The 16,088-nt window shown below is 31.3% G+C and carries 16 protein-coding genes; 5 read left to right on the top strand and 11 right to left on the bottom strand.

Annotated elements, in window-relative coordinates; translation table 11 throughout:
• Positions 1-90: 90 nt before the first annotated feature.
• From ASC41_RS00715 to ASC41_RS00680, 8 genes are all read right to left on the bottom strand, one after another.
• Positions 91-2,217, bottom strand: coding sequence for a TonB-dependent receptor (locus tag ASC41_RS00715; protein ID WP_055434729.1), 2,127 nt, complete (start codon positions 2,215-2,217; stop codon positions 91-93).
• A gap of 281 nt (positions 2,218-2,498) precedes the next feature.
• Positions 2,499-2,906, bottom strand: coding sequence for an alternative ribosome rescue aminoacyl-tRNA hydrolase ArfB (gene arfB, locus ASC41_RS00710; protein ID WP_055434728.1), 408 nt, complete (start codon positions 2,904-2,906; stop codon positions 2,499-2,501).
• A complete protein-coding gene (locus ASC41_RS00705; protein ID WP_055434727.1) occupies positions 2,906-4,456 on the bottom strand; it encodes a DUF4301 family protein in 1,551 nt (516 codons plus the stop codon). The genes arfB and ASC41_RS00705 overlap by 1 nt, the downstream gene beginning before the upstream one ends.
• Entirely contained in the window at positions 4,416-5,021 is a 606-nt protein-coding gene (locus tag ASC41_RS00700; RefSeq protein ID WP_055434726.1) for an AAA family ATPase, read from the bottom strand. The genes ASC41_RS00705 and ASC41_RS00700 overlap by 41 nt, the downstream gene beginning before the upstream one ends.
• Entirely contained in the window at positions 4,982-5,614 is a 633-nt protein-coding gene (gene pnuC, locus ASC41_RS00695) for a nicotinamide riboside transporter PnuC (RefSeq protein WP_055434725.1), read from the bottom strand. Before pnuC ends, ASC41_RS00700 begins: the two co-directional genes overlap by 40 nt.
• Positions 5,598-5,858 carry a hypothetical protein gene (locus ASC41_RS00690; RefSeq protein ID WP_055434724.1) on the bottom strand — a complete coding sequence of 87 codons (261 nt, stop codon included), beginning with the start codon at positions 5,856-5,858 and terminating at the stop codon, positions 5,598-5,600. The genes pnuC and ASC41_RS00690 overlap by 17 nt, the downstream gene beginning before the upstream one ends.
• Before the next feature lie 22 nt (positions 5,859-5,880).
• Positions 5,881-6,591, bottom strand: a complete 711-nt coding sequence (locus tag ASC41_RS00685; protein ID WP_055434723.1) for a phosphoglycerol geranylgeranyltransferase — start codon at positions 6,589-6,591, stop codon at positions 5,881-5,883.
• Positions 6,592-7,218 carry a 4'-phosphopantetheinyl transferase family protein gene (locus tag ASC41_RS00680; RefSeq protein WP_055434722.1) on the bottom strand — a complete coding sequence of 209 codons (627 nt, stop codon included), beginning with the start codon at positions 7,216-7,218 and terminating at the stop codon, positions 6,592-6,594.
• Between the two features lie 134 nt (positions 7,219-7,352).
• On the opposite strand from ASC41_RS00680, the gene ahcY reads away from it, so the two are divergent.
• Both ahcY and ASC41_RS00670 read left to right on the top strand, forming a co-directional pair.
• Complete coding sequence (gene ahcY, locus ASC41_RS00675) at positions 7,353-8,669, top strand: adenosylhomocysteinase (protein WP_055434721.1); 1,317 nt, start codon at positions 7,353-7,355, stop codon at positions 8,667-8,669.
• 309 nt (positions 8,670-8,978) lie between these two features.
• Entirely contained in the window at positions 8,979-9,443 is a 465-nt protein-coding gene (locus ASC41_RS00670; RefSeq protein ID WP_055434720.1) for a DUF1569 domain-containing protein, read from the top strand.
• Between the two features lie 62 nt (positions 9,444-9,505).
• Here ASC41_RS00670 and rpmA read toward each other — a convergent pair whose 3' ends face one another.
• Positions 9,506-9,766: a 50S ribosomal protein L27 gene (gene rpmA, locus ASC41_RS00665; protein ID WP_055434719.1), complete on the bottom strand. Its 261-nt coding sequence runs from the start codon at positions 9,764-9,766 to the stop codon at positions 9,506-9,508.
• A 41-nt stretch (positions 9,767-9,807) separates the two neighbouring features.
• Entirely contained in the window at positions 9,808-10,458 is a 651-nt protein-coding gene (gene rplU, locus ASC41_RS00660; RefSeq protein WP_055434718.1) for a 50S ribosomal protein L21, read from the bottom strand.
• Positions 10,459-10,895: 437 nt separating this feature from the next.
• Between rplU and ASC41_RS00655 the strand changes: the two genes are divergently transcribed.
• Positions 10,896-12,218, top strand: a complete 1,323-nt coding sequence (locus ASC41_RS00655; RefSeq protein ID WP_055434717.1) for a M16 family metallopeptidase — start codon at positions 10,896-10,898, stop codon at positions 12,216-12,218.
• Positions 12,219-12,330: 112 nt separating this feature from the next.
• Entirely contained in the window at positions 12,331-14,418 is a 2,088-nt protein-coding gene (locus ASC41_RS00650) for a M16 family metallopeptidase (RefSeq protein WP_055434716.1), read from the top strand.
• An 83-nt stretch (positions 14,419-14,501) separates the two neighbouring features.
• Here the strand turns inward: ASC41_RS00650 and ASC41_RS00645 are convergent, their stop codons facing one another.
• Positions 14,502-15,371, bottom strand: coding sequence for a DMT family transporter (locus ASC41_RS00645; protein WP_055434715.1), 870 nt, complete (start codon positions 15,369-15,371; stop codon positions 14,502-14,504).
• A gap of 185 nt (positions 15,372-15,556) precedes the next feature.
• On the opposite strand from ASC41_RS00645, the gene ASC41_RS00640 reads away from it, so the two are divergent.
• Positions 15,557-16,075: a cation transporter gene (locus ASC41_RS00640; protein ID WP_055434714.1), complete on the top strand. Its 519-nt coding sequence runs from the start codon at positions 15,557-15,559 to the stop codon at positions 16,073-16,075.
• The last annotated feature ends 13 nt before the right edge of the window (positions 16,076-16,088 follow it).

Genomic DNA, 16,088 nt, shown 5'->3' with positions numbered 1-16,088 from the left:
TCTTCGAGGAGCTCAAACATACCGTTCCATCCTTTTCGCAATAAAAAAAGCGGCATCGAGCCGCTTTTTAGTATTCAAGTAGTTTTTAACTTAAAATTTAAGTGTTGCACCAACAAGAAAGTTTCTAGTTGCTTGTGGATAGTATCCTTGTATTTCTTGCGTTTCTCCAGGCGTAGACCATGTATCTAAATAAATATAACCTCTATCTACATATTCTTTATCAAAAATATTGTTTACTAAAGCAGTAAGTACAATAGATTTAAAAACGCTTTCCATTTTAAACTCATACATTACGTTTAAATCGCTAGTAAAATAACTGTCTAATTTTGAAACCTCTGTATCTGTATTACTTAGATATTGTTCTCCTACAAATTTCGACAAAAAGGCAACCTGAAATCTTTCCGATGGATGATACACCAACGCATTACCAGCAACAGTATTTGGTGAATTTGCAATATTAGTGTTCCCTAATTCTTGTATAGCATCGTCTCTATTTGTAACATAATCAACATTTTCGTTCTTACTAATAGAAATGTTTGGTCTTACAGAGAAATTATTACTTAAACGGATATCTGCATCAATCTCTAAACCTAATCTATAACTATTACCACTAGTACCACGTAAAGCATCTCCTGTATCATCAATCTCTCCTGTAAGTACTAATTGGTTTTGATAATCCATAAGATAAATATTAGTACTTAATTTAAAATTTTCTTGCATTAAACGCCATCCCAACTCATAATCGTTTAAACTTTCGTGAGTATTTACACCAGCTTTAAAATCATCTCTATTAGGCTCTCTATTTGCTCTTGCAAACGATGTGTAAAAACTATTTTCATTGTTTAACCTATAAGTTAACCCTAACTTAGGATTAAAGAAACTAAAATTTTCATCAACATTTAATGGCACTCTTTTAGATGTTAATCCGTTTGTTTTATAGTTTACAAATCTACCTTGTATATCTACAAAAGCTTTTAATTTTTCGGTAAGACCAAACGATACTTTAGAGAAAACATTAAGATCGCTTTTAGTAGATTTCCCATCGTAATAATGATCTCTTATATTTGTATCGTCTGCTAGTTCACTTCCCCAAATAAGCTCACCATAATGGTCGTTTTCGTAATCACTGTAAGACACACCTGAAATAATTTCTAATCTATCTTTTCTATAAGTAGCGTTAAAATTACCAACATAGAAATGATTATCTAACCAACGACGGACAATAACATCGCTACCATCTTCTATTAAGTTATTATAATCCTCTGCATCTCTATCGTCTTTAAACTGCTCAAAATACCCTTTACCTCTAGTATAATTTAAACCAACATTAGTTGACCAATTATTGTTCAATTTCTCGTTCCAATGTAACTGGTAATGATCTTGTTGATAGTTGTCTACTTCATTATCGTAAGTTAATGGATTTTGTCTTCTATTTTCTTCCAATTGCTCTGCCGAAATTCCATCCCAAGCTTGGTATGTTTCCTCTTTTCCTCCAAAAGCTAAAGCTTTAATTAAGGTGTTTTCATCAGTATAACTTCCTTGTAAAAAATATGATTTTAAATCGGTAGACGCTCTATCAATATAACCATCTGAATGAATATTAGACAAGCGACCAGCAAATTCGAAATGTTCATTTACTTTTCCTGTAGTAAACTTTACATTGTGTTTTCTTGTACCGTAAGAACCAAAAGAATTAGAAATCTCTCCTCCAGATTCTTCAGAAACAGCATCAGTTAAAATATTTAAACTAGCACCAAAAGCACCAGAACCGTTTGTAGATGTACCAACACCACGTTGTAATTGTAGACTCTCTGTAGACGAAGCAAAATCTCCCATATTTACCCAAAAAGTGCCTTGACTCTCTGCATCGTTATAAGGGATTCCGTTTACAGTAACATTAACTCTTGAAGCATCTGATCCACGGACACTCATATATGTATAACCAATACCTGCACCAGCATCAGAGGATGACACTACGTTTGGTAAATAATTTAATAGAATAGGGATGTCTTGTCCTAAATTACGCTTTGCAATTTGATTTTTTGTTAAATTAGAATGCGTTACGGGCGCATCTGCTTTTACTCTAACCGCAGAAACTAAAACTTCATCTAAAGTTTCAATTTTTGTTGAGTCTTGTTTAATTTCTTGTGCAAAACTATTTAAAGCTAAGACAGTAAATGCTAAAAATAAAGTTGTTTTTTTAACTATAGATTTCATTCGAAATACATTTAAATCACGAATAAAAAGAGGTAATTATTCAATTATAATAATTATTTTTTTTTCAAAATACAATCAATACATTATGTAGTCTTTTTTTGATTCTTATCTTTAAATAAGATGACTAACATTATTAATTGTATTTCTACAAATTCCTAAACAGCATTACCTGTTCTAGGTTCAATGGGTATGATCTCAGCCTAATTTATGGCACCCCTTTTTTGAGAACAGCGCAAAGGTATGATAGATTTTTGAGTTACGTTTTACGTTTTAATCTTTTTTTAATCTAAATTAGGCTTACGCCTGTTTGCTTTTCTTTCTTTATTAGCGCGCTTACTTTTAAGTCTTCTAATAATTACTGTCCTTGGAATTTTTGTTGGAATGCGTTTTTTCTCTACAAACAAAGTAGATTTAAGAAGTTGTATAGCTCTTACTATAGCAATGTTTTTATTTCTATGTTGACTTCGGCTTTCACCACATTGAAGTATTAGTAAACCATCTTTAGTAATTCTATTAGACAACTTATATGCTATAGCTTCTTTTTGTTTTTTACTTAGAACAAAGGACTCTTGAATATTAAAGGATAATTCTATTTTAGAAGATACTTTATTTACATGCTGCCCTCCAGCTCCAGAACTCCTGATGCCTTTAAAATTAAATTCTTTAATAAGAGCTTCTTCGTTAAACATTATAATTGATGTGTTGCCTTTAATAAATCTGTAACCGTTTTTACAGGATTAAAAGTTACTATAGGTGTCTCTACAAAAATAGTATTCCAATTTGCCATTCCTCCATTCCAAAGTCCTGGAGATTCTAATGCTTTAATGTCTTTTCCTGTTTTAGTTTTCATTGTGATGAAAGCTGTTTTATAATCTACATATTTTGAGAGATCGAACTTATCTCCTTTATAATTTTTAATCCCACAAACTAAATCTACAGGATTAAAATGCGTTGCATTTTTTAAAATACTTTTTTGATGCTTATTCTTTTTATCTACTTGTGCAGATTCTACTATTTGCAAAGACACGTTACCACTTTCGTCTTTAACCCAAAATGGTCCACCTCCAGGCTCTCCTTCGTTTCTAACCATTCCGCAAACTCGAATTGGTCTATTTAATTTATTTTTTAGATATTCTATTTGATATTTACACGAGTATTTTTCGAATTCGTGAGAAATAATAACATTCATTTTTTTTCTTAAAAAACGTGCTATTTCAATTAACTCATCTTCACCAACCTTGTCTGCTTCTAACTCTTTTAAATATTTAAAAGCTTTATTTTGATTTTTAAGTAAAATTCCTGCTAGTACTTTTTTATGTTTTGCAACTTCATTTTCGTATTTATAAACAACTACATTATCTATATTTTTGATAAATATAATATCGGCATCAAAATCGTTTAAATTAGCTAACAATGCACCATGTCCAGAAGGTCTGAAATGTAAAGACCCATCTACATCTTTTATAGGTTCATTTTTTGCAGAAACTGCAATAGTATCTGTTTCTTCTTTTTGATAAGAATAAGATATACTAAATTTTGTGTTCGTTTTTTGTTCTACTATGCTTTGAATTCTCTTAAACTCTTCATCAAAAATATCTTTGTAAATTTCTGATATTGTAAAATGAATCGCAGCTATATTATTGGATGTTGCATACAGTGCAGCTTCAAATAAATGCTCTTCGAAAGCAGTAGCTATATGATCTTTGTATTTATGAAAAGGTAGTAATCCTTTTGGTGAAAAACTATAATTTAAACGATCTTCATTTAACATGGTTTTTACAAACTCTACAACTTTTAAATCTGCAGATAATGAGTCGAAATTTGGAACATGTTTTTTACACTCTTTAATTACATCATTATAAAAAGGAAATTTTTCAAGACCTACACCAAACACTAACAAATCGTTAGCTTTATGTTTGTTAATATAACCATTAACCGTTTCTTTTTCATGGTCATACATATCTAAAAACTCGAACAAAAACTTAAACATTCTAGTTGCAGCACCAGAAGCTGGAACAAACTTTAAAACATCTAACTCTTCCTTTTGCTTATCATAAAACTCTGAATACTCTTTATTTTCATCTTTTGAAACACTCAATATTCCATGCTCTAAAATCGCAGCAGATTCTAAATTGATTAAAGGTAATCCCGATTTAAAAGTTTCAATTTGTTTTAAAACTTTATCTACAGTTAACCCTTTATTTTCTATTTGTTTTATTTGTGCTTTGGTGAAGTTCACTTTTTCTTGTTATTAATTTATCTATATGTTTAACTGCTGTTTCGAGACGTTTTTTTTCATCTCCTTTTAGTAAAACATAAGGTCGATTGTGTTTTTTTAAAGCCGCTTCAAACACTTTAAACATAGCTTCTCTTTCCTCAGGCTTATCTCTTAAATCATCGGCTTCCCAAGGCGTATCAATATACGTTAAAAAGTACAAATCATAACTGTTTTCTAATGCATATTTTTCTAATTCAGGATTGCACATTCCAGAATAATAGACTTCGGAATAGACTTTAGTTTCCAACAAATCGGTATCACAAATAAGAACAGTATCTGTTTTTTTTGCTAATTCGTTTTCTAAAAGCATTTGTCCTTCAGCAATTGGCAATAAATCTTTTGGCTCACAAATTTCACGCTCATTATCCCATTTTTCTTGAAGATATTCTCGAGCAAACTCGTGTACCCAAACCGAATTATAATAAGCTGCCAATTGTTTTGCTAATGTTGTTTTTCCAGTAGATTCTGGACCAAACAACACAACTTTTATACAATTTGCTTCTTGTTGTCTATACTTTTCTTCCATTGTTTATAACCTTGTATAGCTAAAATGGTAAATATTAAATATTGTAATGATAAAATCCCTAAACCTCTATAAGCGTATAGTGGTATAGTTATTAAATCGGCAATTATCCATAAAGTCCAATTCGCTAATTTCTTGGTCGCCATATACCACATTGCAGTAAAGAAAATACCTGAAGTGAAAATATCTATATAATTAGGGATTTCTAACTTATAATTGTAGACACTATAAACTAAATAGGTTACAAACATTGTAATAAAGAACAAGGCTATACCTATTAATTTCTCTTGAATATTCGTTCTAGAAAGAGGAAGAATATATTCGTTTTCTTTTTTCCTTGCCCAATTCCACCAGCCATAAAGACTCATAACAGAATAGTAGAAATTCATCATCATATCTCCAAAATACTCAGCTTTATAAAGTAGATAAACAGTTATAACAGTTGCTACTAATCCTGTTGGATATACTAGAATATTTTCTCTCTTTGCATAGATTACGCTTGCAATACCAAAAACAAAGACAATAATCTCTAATACAATATCTGTGGCTGATGCATTCTTATAAGCATCTAGAAAAAAATCAAAAATTTGGTTCATAGTCGCTCCTATCGGTTTTTACCACTTTCATTGTAAGCACGCAAATGTCTTGATTCTCGAAAGAATTTTTAATAGCTTCAGTTAAAAAAGGCATCAGACTATTAAAATCACCATATATTTGAGTGCTTAATGGGTTTTCTAAAACTGTAAACTCAGAATCTCGGAGCACCTTTATAAAATCTATAACGTGTTTTTCGTAATCGTCTTGTAATGGTGATAATGTTAAATCTATAGATATATTCATGACCTTAGGTTCTTTGCTTATTTTATTTTCTTATCTCTTCAAAAAAGGATTCATCATCTTCAAATGCTGTACCAATAACAACTAAATCTGCTCCAGCTTTAAACGCTTTATCTATTGCAAATTTACTTCTTATTCCTCCACCAACTATTAAAGGTATATTAATTTCTGATTTAACAGCAGAAATTACAGCACCACTAACCTCTTGTTTTGCACCACTTCCAGCCTCTAAATAGACTAACTGCATCCCTAAAAACTCAGCAGCTTTTGCGGTATCTACAATCTCTTGCAATTTATTTAAAGGCTTTGTTTTAGTCACTTTTTGAGTTGCAGTCTCCTTTTTTCCATCAACTAAAATATAACCTGTCGGGATAATTTCTAAACTACTATTTCTCAATTTCGAAACAGCTTTTACCTGCTGACCAATTAAATACTCAGGATTTCTACCAGAAACTAAAGACAGAAATAAAATAGCATCAGCTTTTTCTGAAACTTGAATAACATCTCCTGGAAATAAAACAATTGGTAAGTTTGTTAATGGTTTTATTGCTAAAAGTAATGCTTCGGTTACATCCTTTTCAACTATACTTCCTCCAACAAATACATGCGTAGCTATAGATTTATTTACTTTATCTATAAATTGCGATGCCTTTTTTAAATCAAACTTATCAGGATCTATTAAAACAGCAAGGTTTTCTTTTTCTGAGGTTTTAAGGTATTTTAGAATAGACTTCATTTATCCTAATACGTAAGCACAAGTGAAACCTTCAAATTCTAAGAAATAAGAATTATATCTATATTTTTTCATTTTATAATCTATCCAACACACGGTTTCTTTATCCTCCATCATAAAAGGAATCACCAAAAAGTGTTCTCTAAACAACATGCCTGGAGTAGCAAATAATTTATAAAGGGATTCTTTAATTCCCCAAATTACAGTTAACCTATTTATGTAATCGGTATCTACTTCGTTTAAATACTCAAATTCATAATCCACAAATTTCTTTGCTATAACGGCTATTTTATCACGCTGTTTCTCTATATCTATTCCAACTTCTTTATCACTAATAATAACACCCGAAAATGTAAAACTATGCGTTATAGAAATATGTTTTCCGTCTTTTAAATGTGGTTTTCCATTATCATCATAAAATAAATCTTGGTCGGTATAACCAAATGCTCGTAAAAGATGCCTAACACTTAAAAAGCCACGCTGATGCAATTGGCTTTTCATTCCATTGACACGGTTTAAGCTTTTTTCTTTTAAATTTAAAGGAGTAATTAACTCTGTATAAGACTCTTCAATCTTCCAGATTTTAACAGTAGTTTGTGAATTTACACTAATGGATTTGTAAAGAGGCATTTAATATTCTAAATTCTATTGATTATCTTTGCATCGCTTAAGGCGACTTAGGTACTTTTAATGGCTAATTTAACTATTTTAAGTACTAAATCCCAAAGGCGTTTCATTTTATAAAAAAATTAAGACAAAGAAATATGAGTAATAAAACAGTTGCTTACGTACCTAATAAGGTAAAAGATATGTCGCTTGCGGCTTGGGGAAGAAAAGAAATTAATTTAGCTGAAGCTGAAATGCCGGGCTTAATGAGTTTACGTGAAGAATACAAAAACGAGCAACCATTAAAAGGTGCACGTATTGCAGGATGTTTACACATGACTATTCAAACTGCCGTTTTAATTGAAACTTTACAAGCTTTAGGAGCAGAAGTTACATGGAGTTCTTGTAACATTTTCTCTACACAAGATCAAGCTGCTGCTGCAATTGCAGATGCTGGAACCGCTGTGTACGCATGGAAAGACATGACAGAAGAAGAATTTGATTGGTGTATAGAACAAACTTTATTTTTTGGTGAAGACAGAAAGCCATTAAACATGATTCTTGATGATGGTGGAGATTTAACTAACATGGTTTTAGATAAATACCCAGAATTATCAGCAGGAATTAAAGGATTATCTGAAGAAACTACAACAGGTGTTCACAGATTATACGAACGTGTTAAAAACGGAACATTAACAATGCCTGCTATTAACGTTAACGATTCGGTTACTAAATCTAAATTCGATAACAAATATGGTTGTAAAGAATCTGCAGTAGATGCTATACGTCGTGCAACAGATATTATGTTAGCCGGAAAACGTGTAACTGTTTGTGGTTACGGTGATGTTGGTAAAGGTACAGCTGCCTCTTTTAAAGGAGCAGGAAGTATTGTAACCGTGACAGAAATTGATCCTATTTGTGCTTTACAAGCTGCAATGGACGGTTTTGAAGTAAAGAAATTAGAAACTGTTGTTGGTAATAGTGATATAATCATTACTACTACAGGAAATAAAGATATCGTTCGTGCTGAGCACTTTGAAGCGATGAAAGACAAAGTAATTGTTGCTAACATTGGTCACTTTGATAACGAAATCCAAGTAGGATGGTTAAACGAGAAACATGGTCATACTAAAGACACTATCAAACCTCAAGTAGACAAATACGTTATTGACGGAAAAGATATTATTTTACTTGCCGAAGGACGTTTAGTAAACTTAGGTTGTGCAACAGGTCACCCTAGTTTTGTAATGAGTAACTCATTTACTAACCAAACTTTAGCACAAATAGAACTTTGGAAAAACAGCGCAAATTATAAGAACGATGTGTATATGTTACCAAAGTATTTAGATGAGAAAGTAGCAAAATTACACTTAGCTAAAATTGGAGTAGAGCTTACAGAATTAGCACCTTACCAAGCAGAATACATTGGTGTAACAGTAGAAGGTCCATACAAACCAGAACACTACAGATACTAAAAATAAATTCCTTTATAAAAAGGAATCATATTAAAATAGAAAATCCCAAGCATTCGTGTTTGGGATTTTTTTATTTTAGGCAATTTGCTTTTGACAAAAAAAACCAAAACCAACCGCGCTTTCCGCTATATCTTTTTTTCGCACCTCAAAAAAGGATGCCGCATCAATCGCTATTGCGGGCTAATAATCTAAAATCTTTACTAAGAGAAATTAGAGACAATCTTTTTAGTTTTATTATCAGTTACTAAAATGCACTTCCTTTATTTTAGCTTTTAAATAATTACCTTCACCTTAACAAATAACAACTTCATGTCTTTAGATAAAATCAATTCTGTAATTAATACATTAGAATCTCATATAAAAAACCACAACCTTTCAAACCCTAAAGTATCTAAAAGTGATATTGCTTGGCACATAGACCATAGTCTTAAGGTAGTTAATAATGTAATTATTGCTCTTCAAAATTCAGATCCCGATACCTTTAAAAACAACTTTAGTTTATTAGGAAAAGTATTCTTTACACTAGGCTTCTTTCCTAGAGGAAAAGCAAAAGCTCCAAAACACGTAAAACCGCCAGAAGTTATTTTAAAAGAAGACCTCAACAAACAAATACATCAAGCTAAAACTAATATAGGTAGTATAAATAATTTAAACAAGAATGCTTATTTTAAGCATCCACTATTCGGGCACATTAACAAGAAGAGAGTGCCTCATTTTTTAGTTTTACATACAAATCATCACTTAAAGATTATTGATGATATTCTAAAAAAGTAGTAAAACAAAAAAACGCCATTCTAAAAAGAAAGGCGTTTTTTATATTTTAGGATTTAAAACTACTAAGCTTCGAAAGGCTCAATAGATACATAAGATCTATTGTTTCTTTTCTTTGTAAATTTTACTAAACCATCTACTCTAGCATGTAAAGTATGATCTTTTCCTTGGTATACGTTCTCAGCTGGGTGATGCGTATTACCTCTTTGTCTTAATATGATATTTCCAGCAATAGCAGCTTGTCCACCAAATATCTTAACGCCTAAACGTTTTGATTCTGATTCTCTACCATTCTTCGAACTACCAACTCCTTTTTTATGAGCCATTGTCTTAAGGTTTTATTTTGTTAATATTAAGTAGTTAGCGATTAAGCTTTACCACCATCTAATTCGTCTTGCCATACTTTCAACTCATCCCACTTACCATCAGCAGCCATTTGAGCTTGTGCTGGCCAAGTATCAGTTACGTGGTTACCACGAACACCTGCGATGATTTCAGAAATTTTAGCCGCATCTGTTTTTGCTAATTCAGCAAAAGTTGAGATTCCTGCTTCAGCTAATGTCGAAGCAATTTTTGGACCAATACCTTCAACTTTCTTTAAATCATCAGCTTTTCCTGTTGATTTTGAAGCCTTAGGAGCAGCAGCTTTCGCTTCTACTTTCTTAGTTTCTTTTTTTGGAGCAGCCTTTTTTGCTGGCTTAGCTCCTGAAGCTACAATGCTCTCAATAACGATTTCAGTTAAGGCTTGTCTGTGACCGTTTTTAACACGGTAACCTTTTCTTCTTTTCTTCTTGAAAACAATAACTTTATCACCTTGAAGGTGCTTTAAGACTTTCACACTTACTTGTGCTCCATCTATAGCTGGGGCGCCTAAAGTAACATTGTCACCATCTGCAATTAAAAGAACATTATCGAAAGACATAGTCTCTCCTTCTTCTGATGCTAAACGGTTAACAAAAACTTTTTGGTCTTTTTCAACTTTAAATTGATGCCCTGCTATCTCTACAATTGCGTACATAGCGTAACGTTTTTATTAATTTGTTATTAAAAATATCTACTTTCCTCTCAGAAAGCGGATGCAAATATACTTCTAAAAAATTAATTTGCAAACGTTTTCACCTATGATTACTAATATTTTAAGTATTAAAAGTCAACATTTTACAAAGAAGCTTTAAAATTTAAAAAAAATCAAACAAAAACACACATTAAAGAACTATCAATAAAGCAATAATTTAAATATGCTTTTAACACCAAAATGCATCTATAACACTAATAATAAATAGTATTTCCTATTAAATTTATAAAAAAGATCCAAAAAAATGATTATTCAGTGTTAATTTTTTTAACATATATTAAACATTCCGTTCATCAATTAGTAAATTTGTTGTGAATTTGTAACAAATCATATAAGTTATAGACTTATACCTCAATTAACACTAATTAACTCACAACACAATGAAAAAAAATTTATTCTCATTAGCAGCTTTGCTCTTGGCTGGATTTGCAGCTAATGCACAAGAAGTTAAGTTTGAAGAGTATGATTTAAGTAACGGCATGCACGTTATTTTACATCAAGACAACACTGCTCCAGTAGTAACAACCTCTGTAATGTATCATGTAGGTGCTAAAGACGAACAACCAGATCGTACAGGTATGGCTCACTTTTTTGAACATCTTTTATTTGAAGGTACAGAAAACATTGAGCGTGGTGAATGGTTTAAAATTGTAACCTCTAATGGAGGAAGTAATAACGCCAACACTACAGACGACAGAACGTATTACTACGAAGTATTCCCATCTAACAGTCTTGAATTAGGTTTATGGATGGAATCTGAACGTTTAATGCACCCAATTATTAATCAAATTGGTGTAGACACACAAAACGAAGTTGTAAAAGAAGAGAAACGTTTACGTGTTGATAATGCGCCTTATGGTAAATTTATTGAAGAAATTAAACTTAATATCTTTAAAAAACATCCATATAAAGGAACAACAATTGGTAAAATGGCACACTTAGACGCTGCTTCTTTAGAAGAGTTTCAAGCTTTTAACAAAAAGTTCTATGTACCAAACAATGCTGTTTTAGTTGTTGCTGGAGATATAGATGTTCCTGCAACTAAAAAAATGATTGAAGATTATTTTGGACCTATTCCAAGAGGTGAAGATATTGTTAGAAACTTCCCAAAAGAAGATCCAATTACAGAAACTATTAAAGCTAAAGCTTACGATTCTAATATCCAGATTCCTGCAATTATGGCTGCATATAGAACTCCTGCAATGACAGAGAGAGATGCTTATGTTTTAGATATGTTATCTAGCTATTTAAGTTCAGGTAAAACTTCAAAATTATACAAAAAACTTGTTGACGATAAGAAAATGGCACTTCAAGTTGGTGCTTTTAACCAAAGTCAAGAAGATTACGGAACGTACATTTTATACGGTTTACCTTTAGGAGATAATTCTTTAGAAAGCTTATTAGCTGAAATAGACGAAGAATTAGTAAAAGTGCAAAACGAATTAATGTCTGAAAGAGATTATCAAAAACTTCAAAACCAATTTGAAAATGATTTTGTTAGCTCTAATTCTAGCGTTTCTGGTATTGCAAATTCTTTAGCACGTTATTACATGTTATTTGATGATGTTAATTTAATTAATAACGAAATTAATATCTACAGATCTATTACTAGAGAAGAAATACAAGCGGTTGCTAAAAAATATTTAAATCCAAATCAACGTGTGGTTTTAGAATATTTACCAGTAGCTAAAGAAGAAGAATAATATCTTAGAAAATAACAAGACAAATGATTGTTCTCAATTTAAAATACTGTTTAATAAGAATTTTAAAAACTAAAAACACCATTTGACAAATTATAAAAAACAAATAAGACAAATGAAAACAAAAATAACAGCAATTATAGCACTGTTTTTACTATCCTTTTCGGCTACTGCTCAAATAGATAGATCTGTGCAACCAAAACCAGGTCCAGCTCCAACAATTACATTGGAAGTTCCGGGAGAATTTGAACTTAAAAACGGACTTAAAGTATTAGTAGTAGAAAACCACAAATTACCAAGAGTATCTTATTCTTTAAGAATAGATAACCAACCAAAAGTTGAAGGTGAAATAGCAGGTGTTTCTGGTATACTTGGATCTATGCTAGGTAACGGAACAACTTCTATTACAAAAGATCAATTTAATGAAGAGATAGATTTTCTTGGAGCAAGTTTAAGCTTTGGATCTAGTAGTGCATTTGGTAGCTCATTAACAAAATATTCTGAAAGAATATTAGAATTAATGACAGATGCTACAATGAATCCTTTATTAACTGAAGAAGAGTTTCAAAAAGAAAAAGAAAAAGCTATCGAAGGCTTAAAATCTAGTGCAAAAAGTGTAGATGCAGTAGCTTCTCGTGTAGGTGATGCTCTATCTTTTGGTAAAAAACATCCTTATGGTGAGTTTATTACAGAAGAGTCTTTAAACAATATCACATTAGATAATGTTCGTGCTTTCTATCAAGAAAACTTCAACCCTAACAACGCATATTTAGTAATTGTTGGTGATGTAGATTTTAGAACAGTAGAAAAGCAGGTTAAAAAATTCTTCAAAAAATGGGATAAAGGTATCGATGTTACTAAAAACATTCCACAACCATACATTAATGTAAACGCTACAGAAATTAACTTTGTAGACATGCCAAATGCTGTACAGTCTAACATATCTATAACTAGTAATGTGAAATTAGAAATGGGTGATCCTGATTATCATGCTGTTTTAATTGCAAACAAAATTTTAGGTGGTGGTTTTAACTCTTACTTAAACATGAACTTACGTGAAGTACATGGTTATACTTATGGTGCACGTTCTAGTGTTGGAACAGACCGTTATGGAGCTGCCCGTTTTACAGCTGGAGCACAAGTTAGAAATGCAGTTACAGATAGTGCTGTTGTAGAATCTTTAAAAGAAATTAAAAGAATTAAAACTGAAAAAGTTTCTGCTGAAGATTTAAGAAATGCTAAAGCAAAATATGTTGGTGATTTTGTATTGGCTTTAGAGCAGCCTTCTACAATTGCGAGATATGCTTTAAACATTAAGTTAAATAATTTACCTAGTGATTTTTACAAAACGTACTTAACAAAAATCAATGCGGTAACAGCAGATGATGTACAACGTGTTGCAAACAAATACTTTACTGAGCAAAATGCAAGAGTAATAGTAGTAGGGAAAGGTAGTGAAGTAGTTTCTAATTTAGAAAAAACAGGAATTCCTGTTAAATATTTTGATGCTTTTGCAAACTCTGTATCAAAGCCAGTCTTCTCTAAGCCTATTCCTGCAGGAATAACAGCTCAAACTGTAGTAGACGGTTATATAAAAGCTATTGGCGGTGAAACTACATTACAAAATGTAACTACTTTAGTTCAAGAAATGAGTGCTTCTTTTCAAGGACAAAATATGGCAATGACTCTTAAGCAAAAAAGTCCAAACCTTATGTCTACAGATGTTAGTATTATAGGAATGGGATCTGTTTTTAAACAAGCTTTTAATGGTGAAACTGGTTACATGGCACAAATGGGTAACAAACAACCTATGCCTGCTGACGCTATCGCTAAATCTAAAGCTAAAACAGCATTATTTGACGAATTAGGTTTAATGACTAATTCTTCATTAAAAGTATCTTTAGATTCAATTGAAACTGTAGATGGTAACGATGCTTATGTTTTAGTAATTGAAGATAAAGATGGAGAATCTACTAAAAATTATTACGATGTAACTTCTGGTTTAAAAATAAAAAGTGTTTCTAAAGGAAAAGGTCCAGGAGGACAAGAAATTACTCAAGAAAGAACTTTTGGTGATTATAAAGAAGTAAGTGGTATTAAATTTCCACACGTAACTTCTGTACCAATGGGAGGACAAAATGTAGAGCTTAAAGTAACAGCAATTAAGGTAAACGAGCCTTTAACAACTGCTGACTTTGAATAAGCAAAAAGCTATTTAATATATTTACTAAAATCTGAAGTCGAAAGGCTTCAGATTTTTTTTGCTTAATATTTCGATTTAATTTATTACTTCTTTTTATTTGCTAAATACACACCAATTAAAACTATAGCAGAAGCTATAATTTGCAAAGTGCTAAAAGATTCTCCATCTAGTAATCCCCAAGTTAAAGCTACAATTGGCATTATATAAGTTACTGAAGATGCAAATACAGGCGTAGACATTTGAACAAGTTTAAAAAATAACACCTTAGCAATAGCGGTGCCAAATAAAGACAAAATAGAAACGTATACTATAGACATTTTAAATTCCGGTTTACTAAACTCCTCAGTAGAAAAGAATCCTGTAAAAAACAAAACTACAAGTCCAGGAATTACAATAGGCACATAATTTCCAACAGCAATGGTTAATGGCTTTACATCTTGTAAATAACGTTTTATAATATTTACGTTAGCTGCATACATTAATGTAGAAGCAATTATAAATCCTGCAAACAAATAATTTTGATGTGGATTTAATTCGGCACCTTTTAATATTAACAAAGCCGTACCAATAAAACCAATTATAACGCCCAATACCTGTCGTTTTGTAGAGGTAATTTTAAAAACAGCCATTCCCATTAAAATAGTATTTAATGGTACTAAAGAATTTAATACGGAAACAACAGCGCTATCTATTTCGGTTTCGGCAATTGCAAAAAAGAAAGCAGGAATAAAAGAACCTAAGAAACCCGAAATTACTATCCATTTCCAGTCTGCTTTTTTTATGGTCTTTATGGTTTTAAAACCTACAATAAATAAAAACAAACCTGTTAAAACTGTTCTTAAAGCTCCTAATTGATAAGGATCTAAACCTATTAACGCTTTTTTTATAAGAATAAAACTTGTTCCCCAAATAACAGACAATGTAACAAGGTAAGTCCATTTCGATAGTTTCATATAAATAAGGCGTTGATTAACTATGCAAAAATCTAATTTTTAACGCAATAAACAGATATAATTGTTAATTTTGTAATTGATAACAGAATAACAAAAATCGATACTCATGAAACGAGCTGTTAAAATTCTATTCTTAAAGGAATTATTAATAGTGAATAACATGTAAAAATTAAAAAAACAAACTCATGAAAAAATTAAAAAACATATTAGCAATTGCTATTATTACAGTTGCAGCATTTAGTTGTAAAAACGAAGCTCAACCAGAAGTTAAAACAGTTGAAACTGCCGAAACAGAAGTTAAAGTAGTAAAGGCTGAATTAGATCCAAATGCTACTTATGCTAAAGCAGAATTTAAAATTGAAGGTATGACTTGCGCAATGGGATGTGCAAAAACTATCGAGAAAAAGATGGCCAAAATGGAAGGTGTAAAATCTGCAACTGTAGATTTTGAAAGAGAGTTAGCTATGGTAGAATACGACGAAGCTAAAGTAACTCCTGTAAGCTTAGAAAATACAGTTACTAGCGTATCTGACACTTACAAGGTAAAAGACATGAATACTGTTGAATCTTTTTCTAAAGAAGAGAAAAAAGCATGTACTGCAGACTGCAAAAAAGACTGCTGTAAAAACAAAACAGAAGACGAAAAAGCAGCCTGTGCTAAAGATTGTAAAAAAGCTTGTTGTACTAAGGAAACTAAAGCATAGTTTCCAAAACATA

It is taken from the genome of Lacinutrix algicola, assembly GCF_001418085.1.
Taxonomy (GTDB): Bacteria; Bacteroidota; Bacteroidia; order Flavobacteriales; family Flavobacteriaceae; genus Lacinutrix; species Lacinutrix algicola.
Note: the sequence above shows the minus strand (reverse complement) of the source record. Positions and strands in the feature narration are given on the sequence as shown.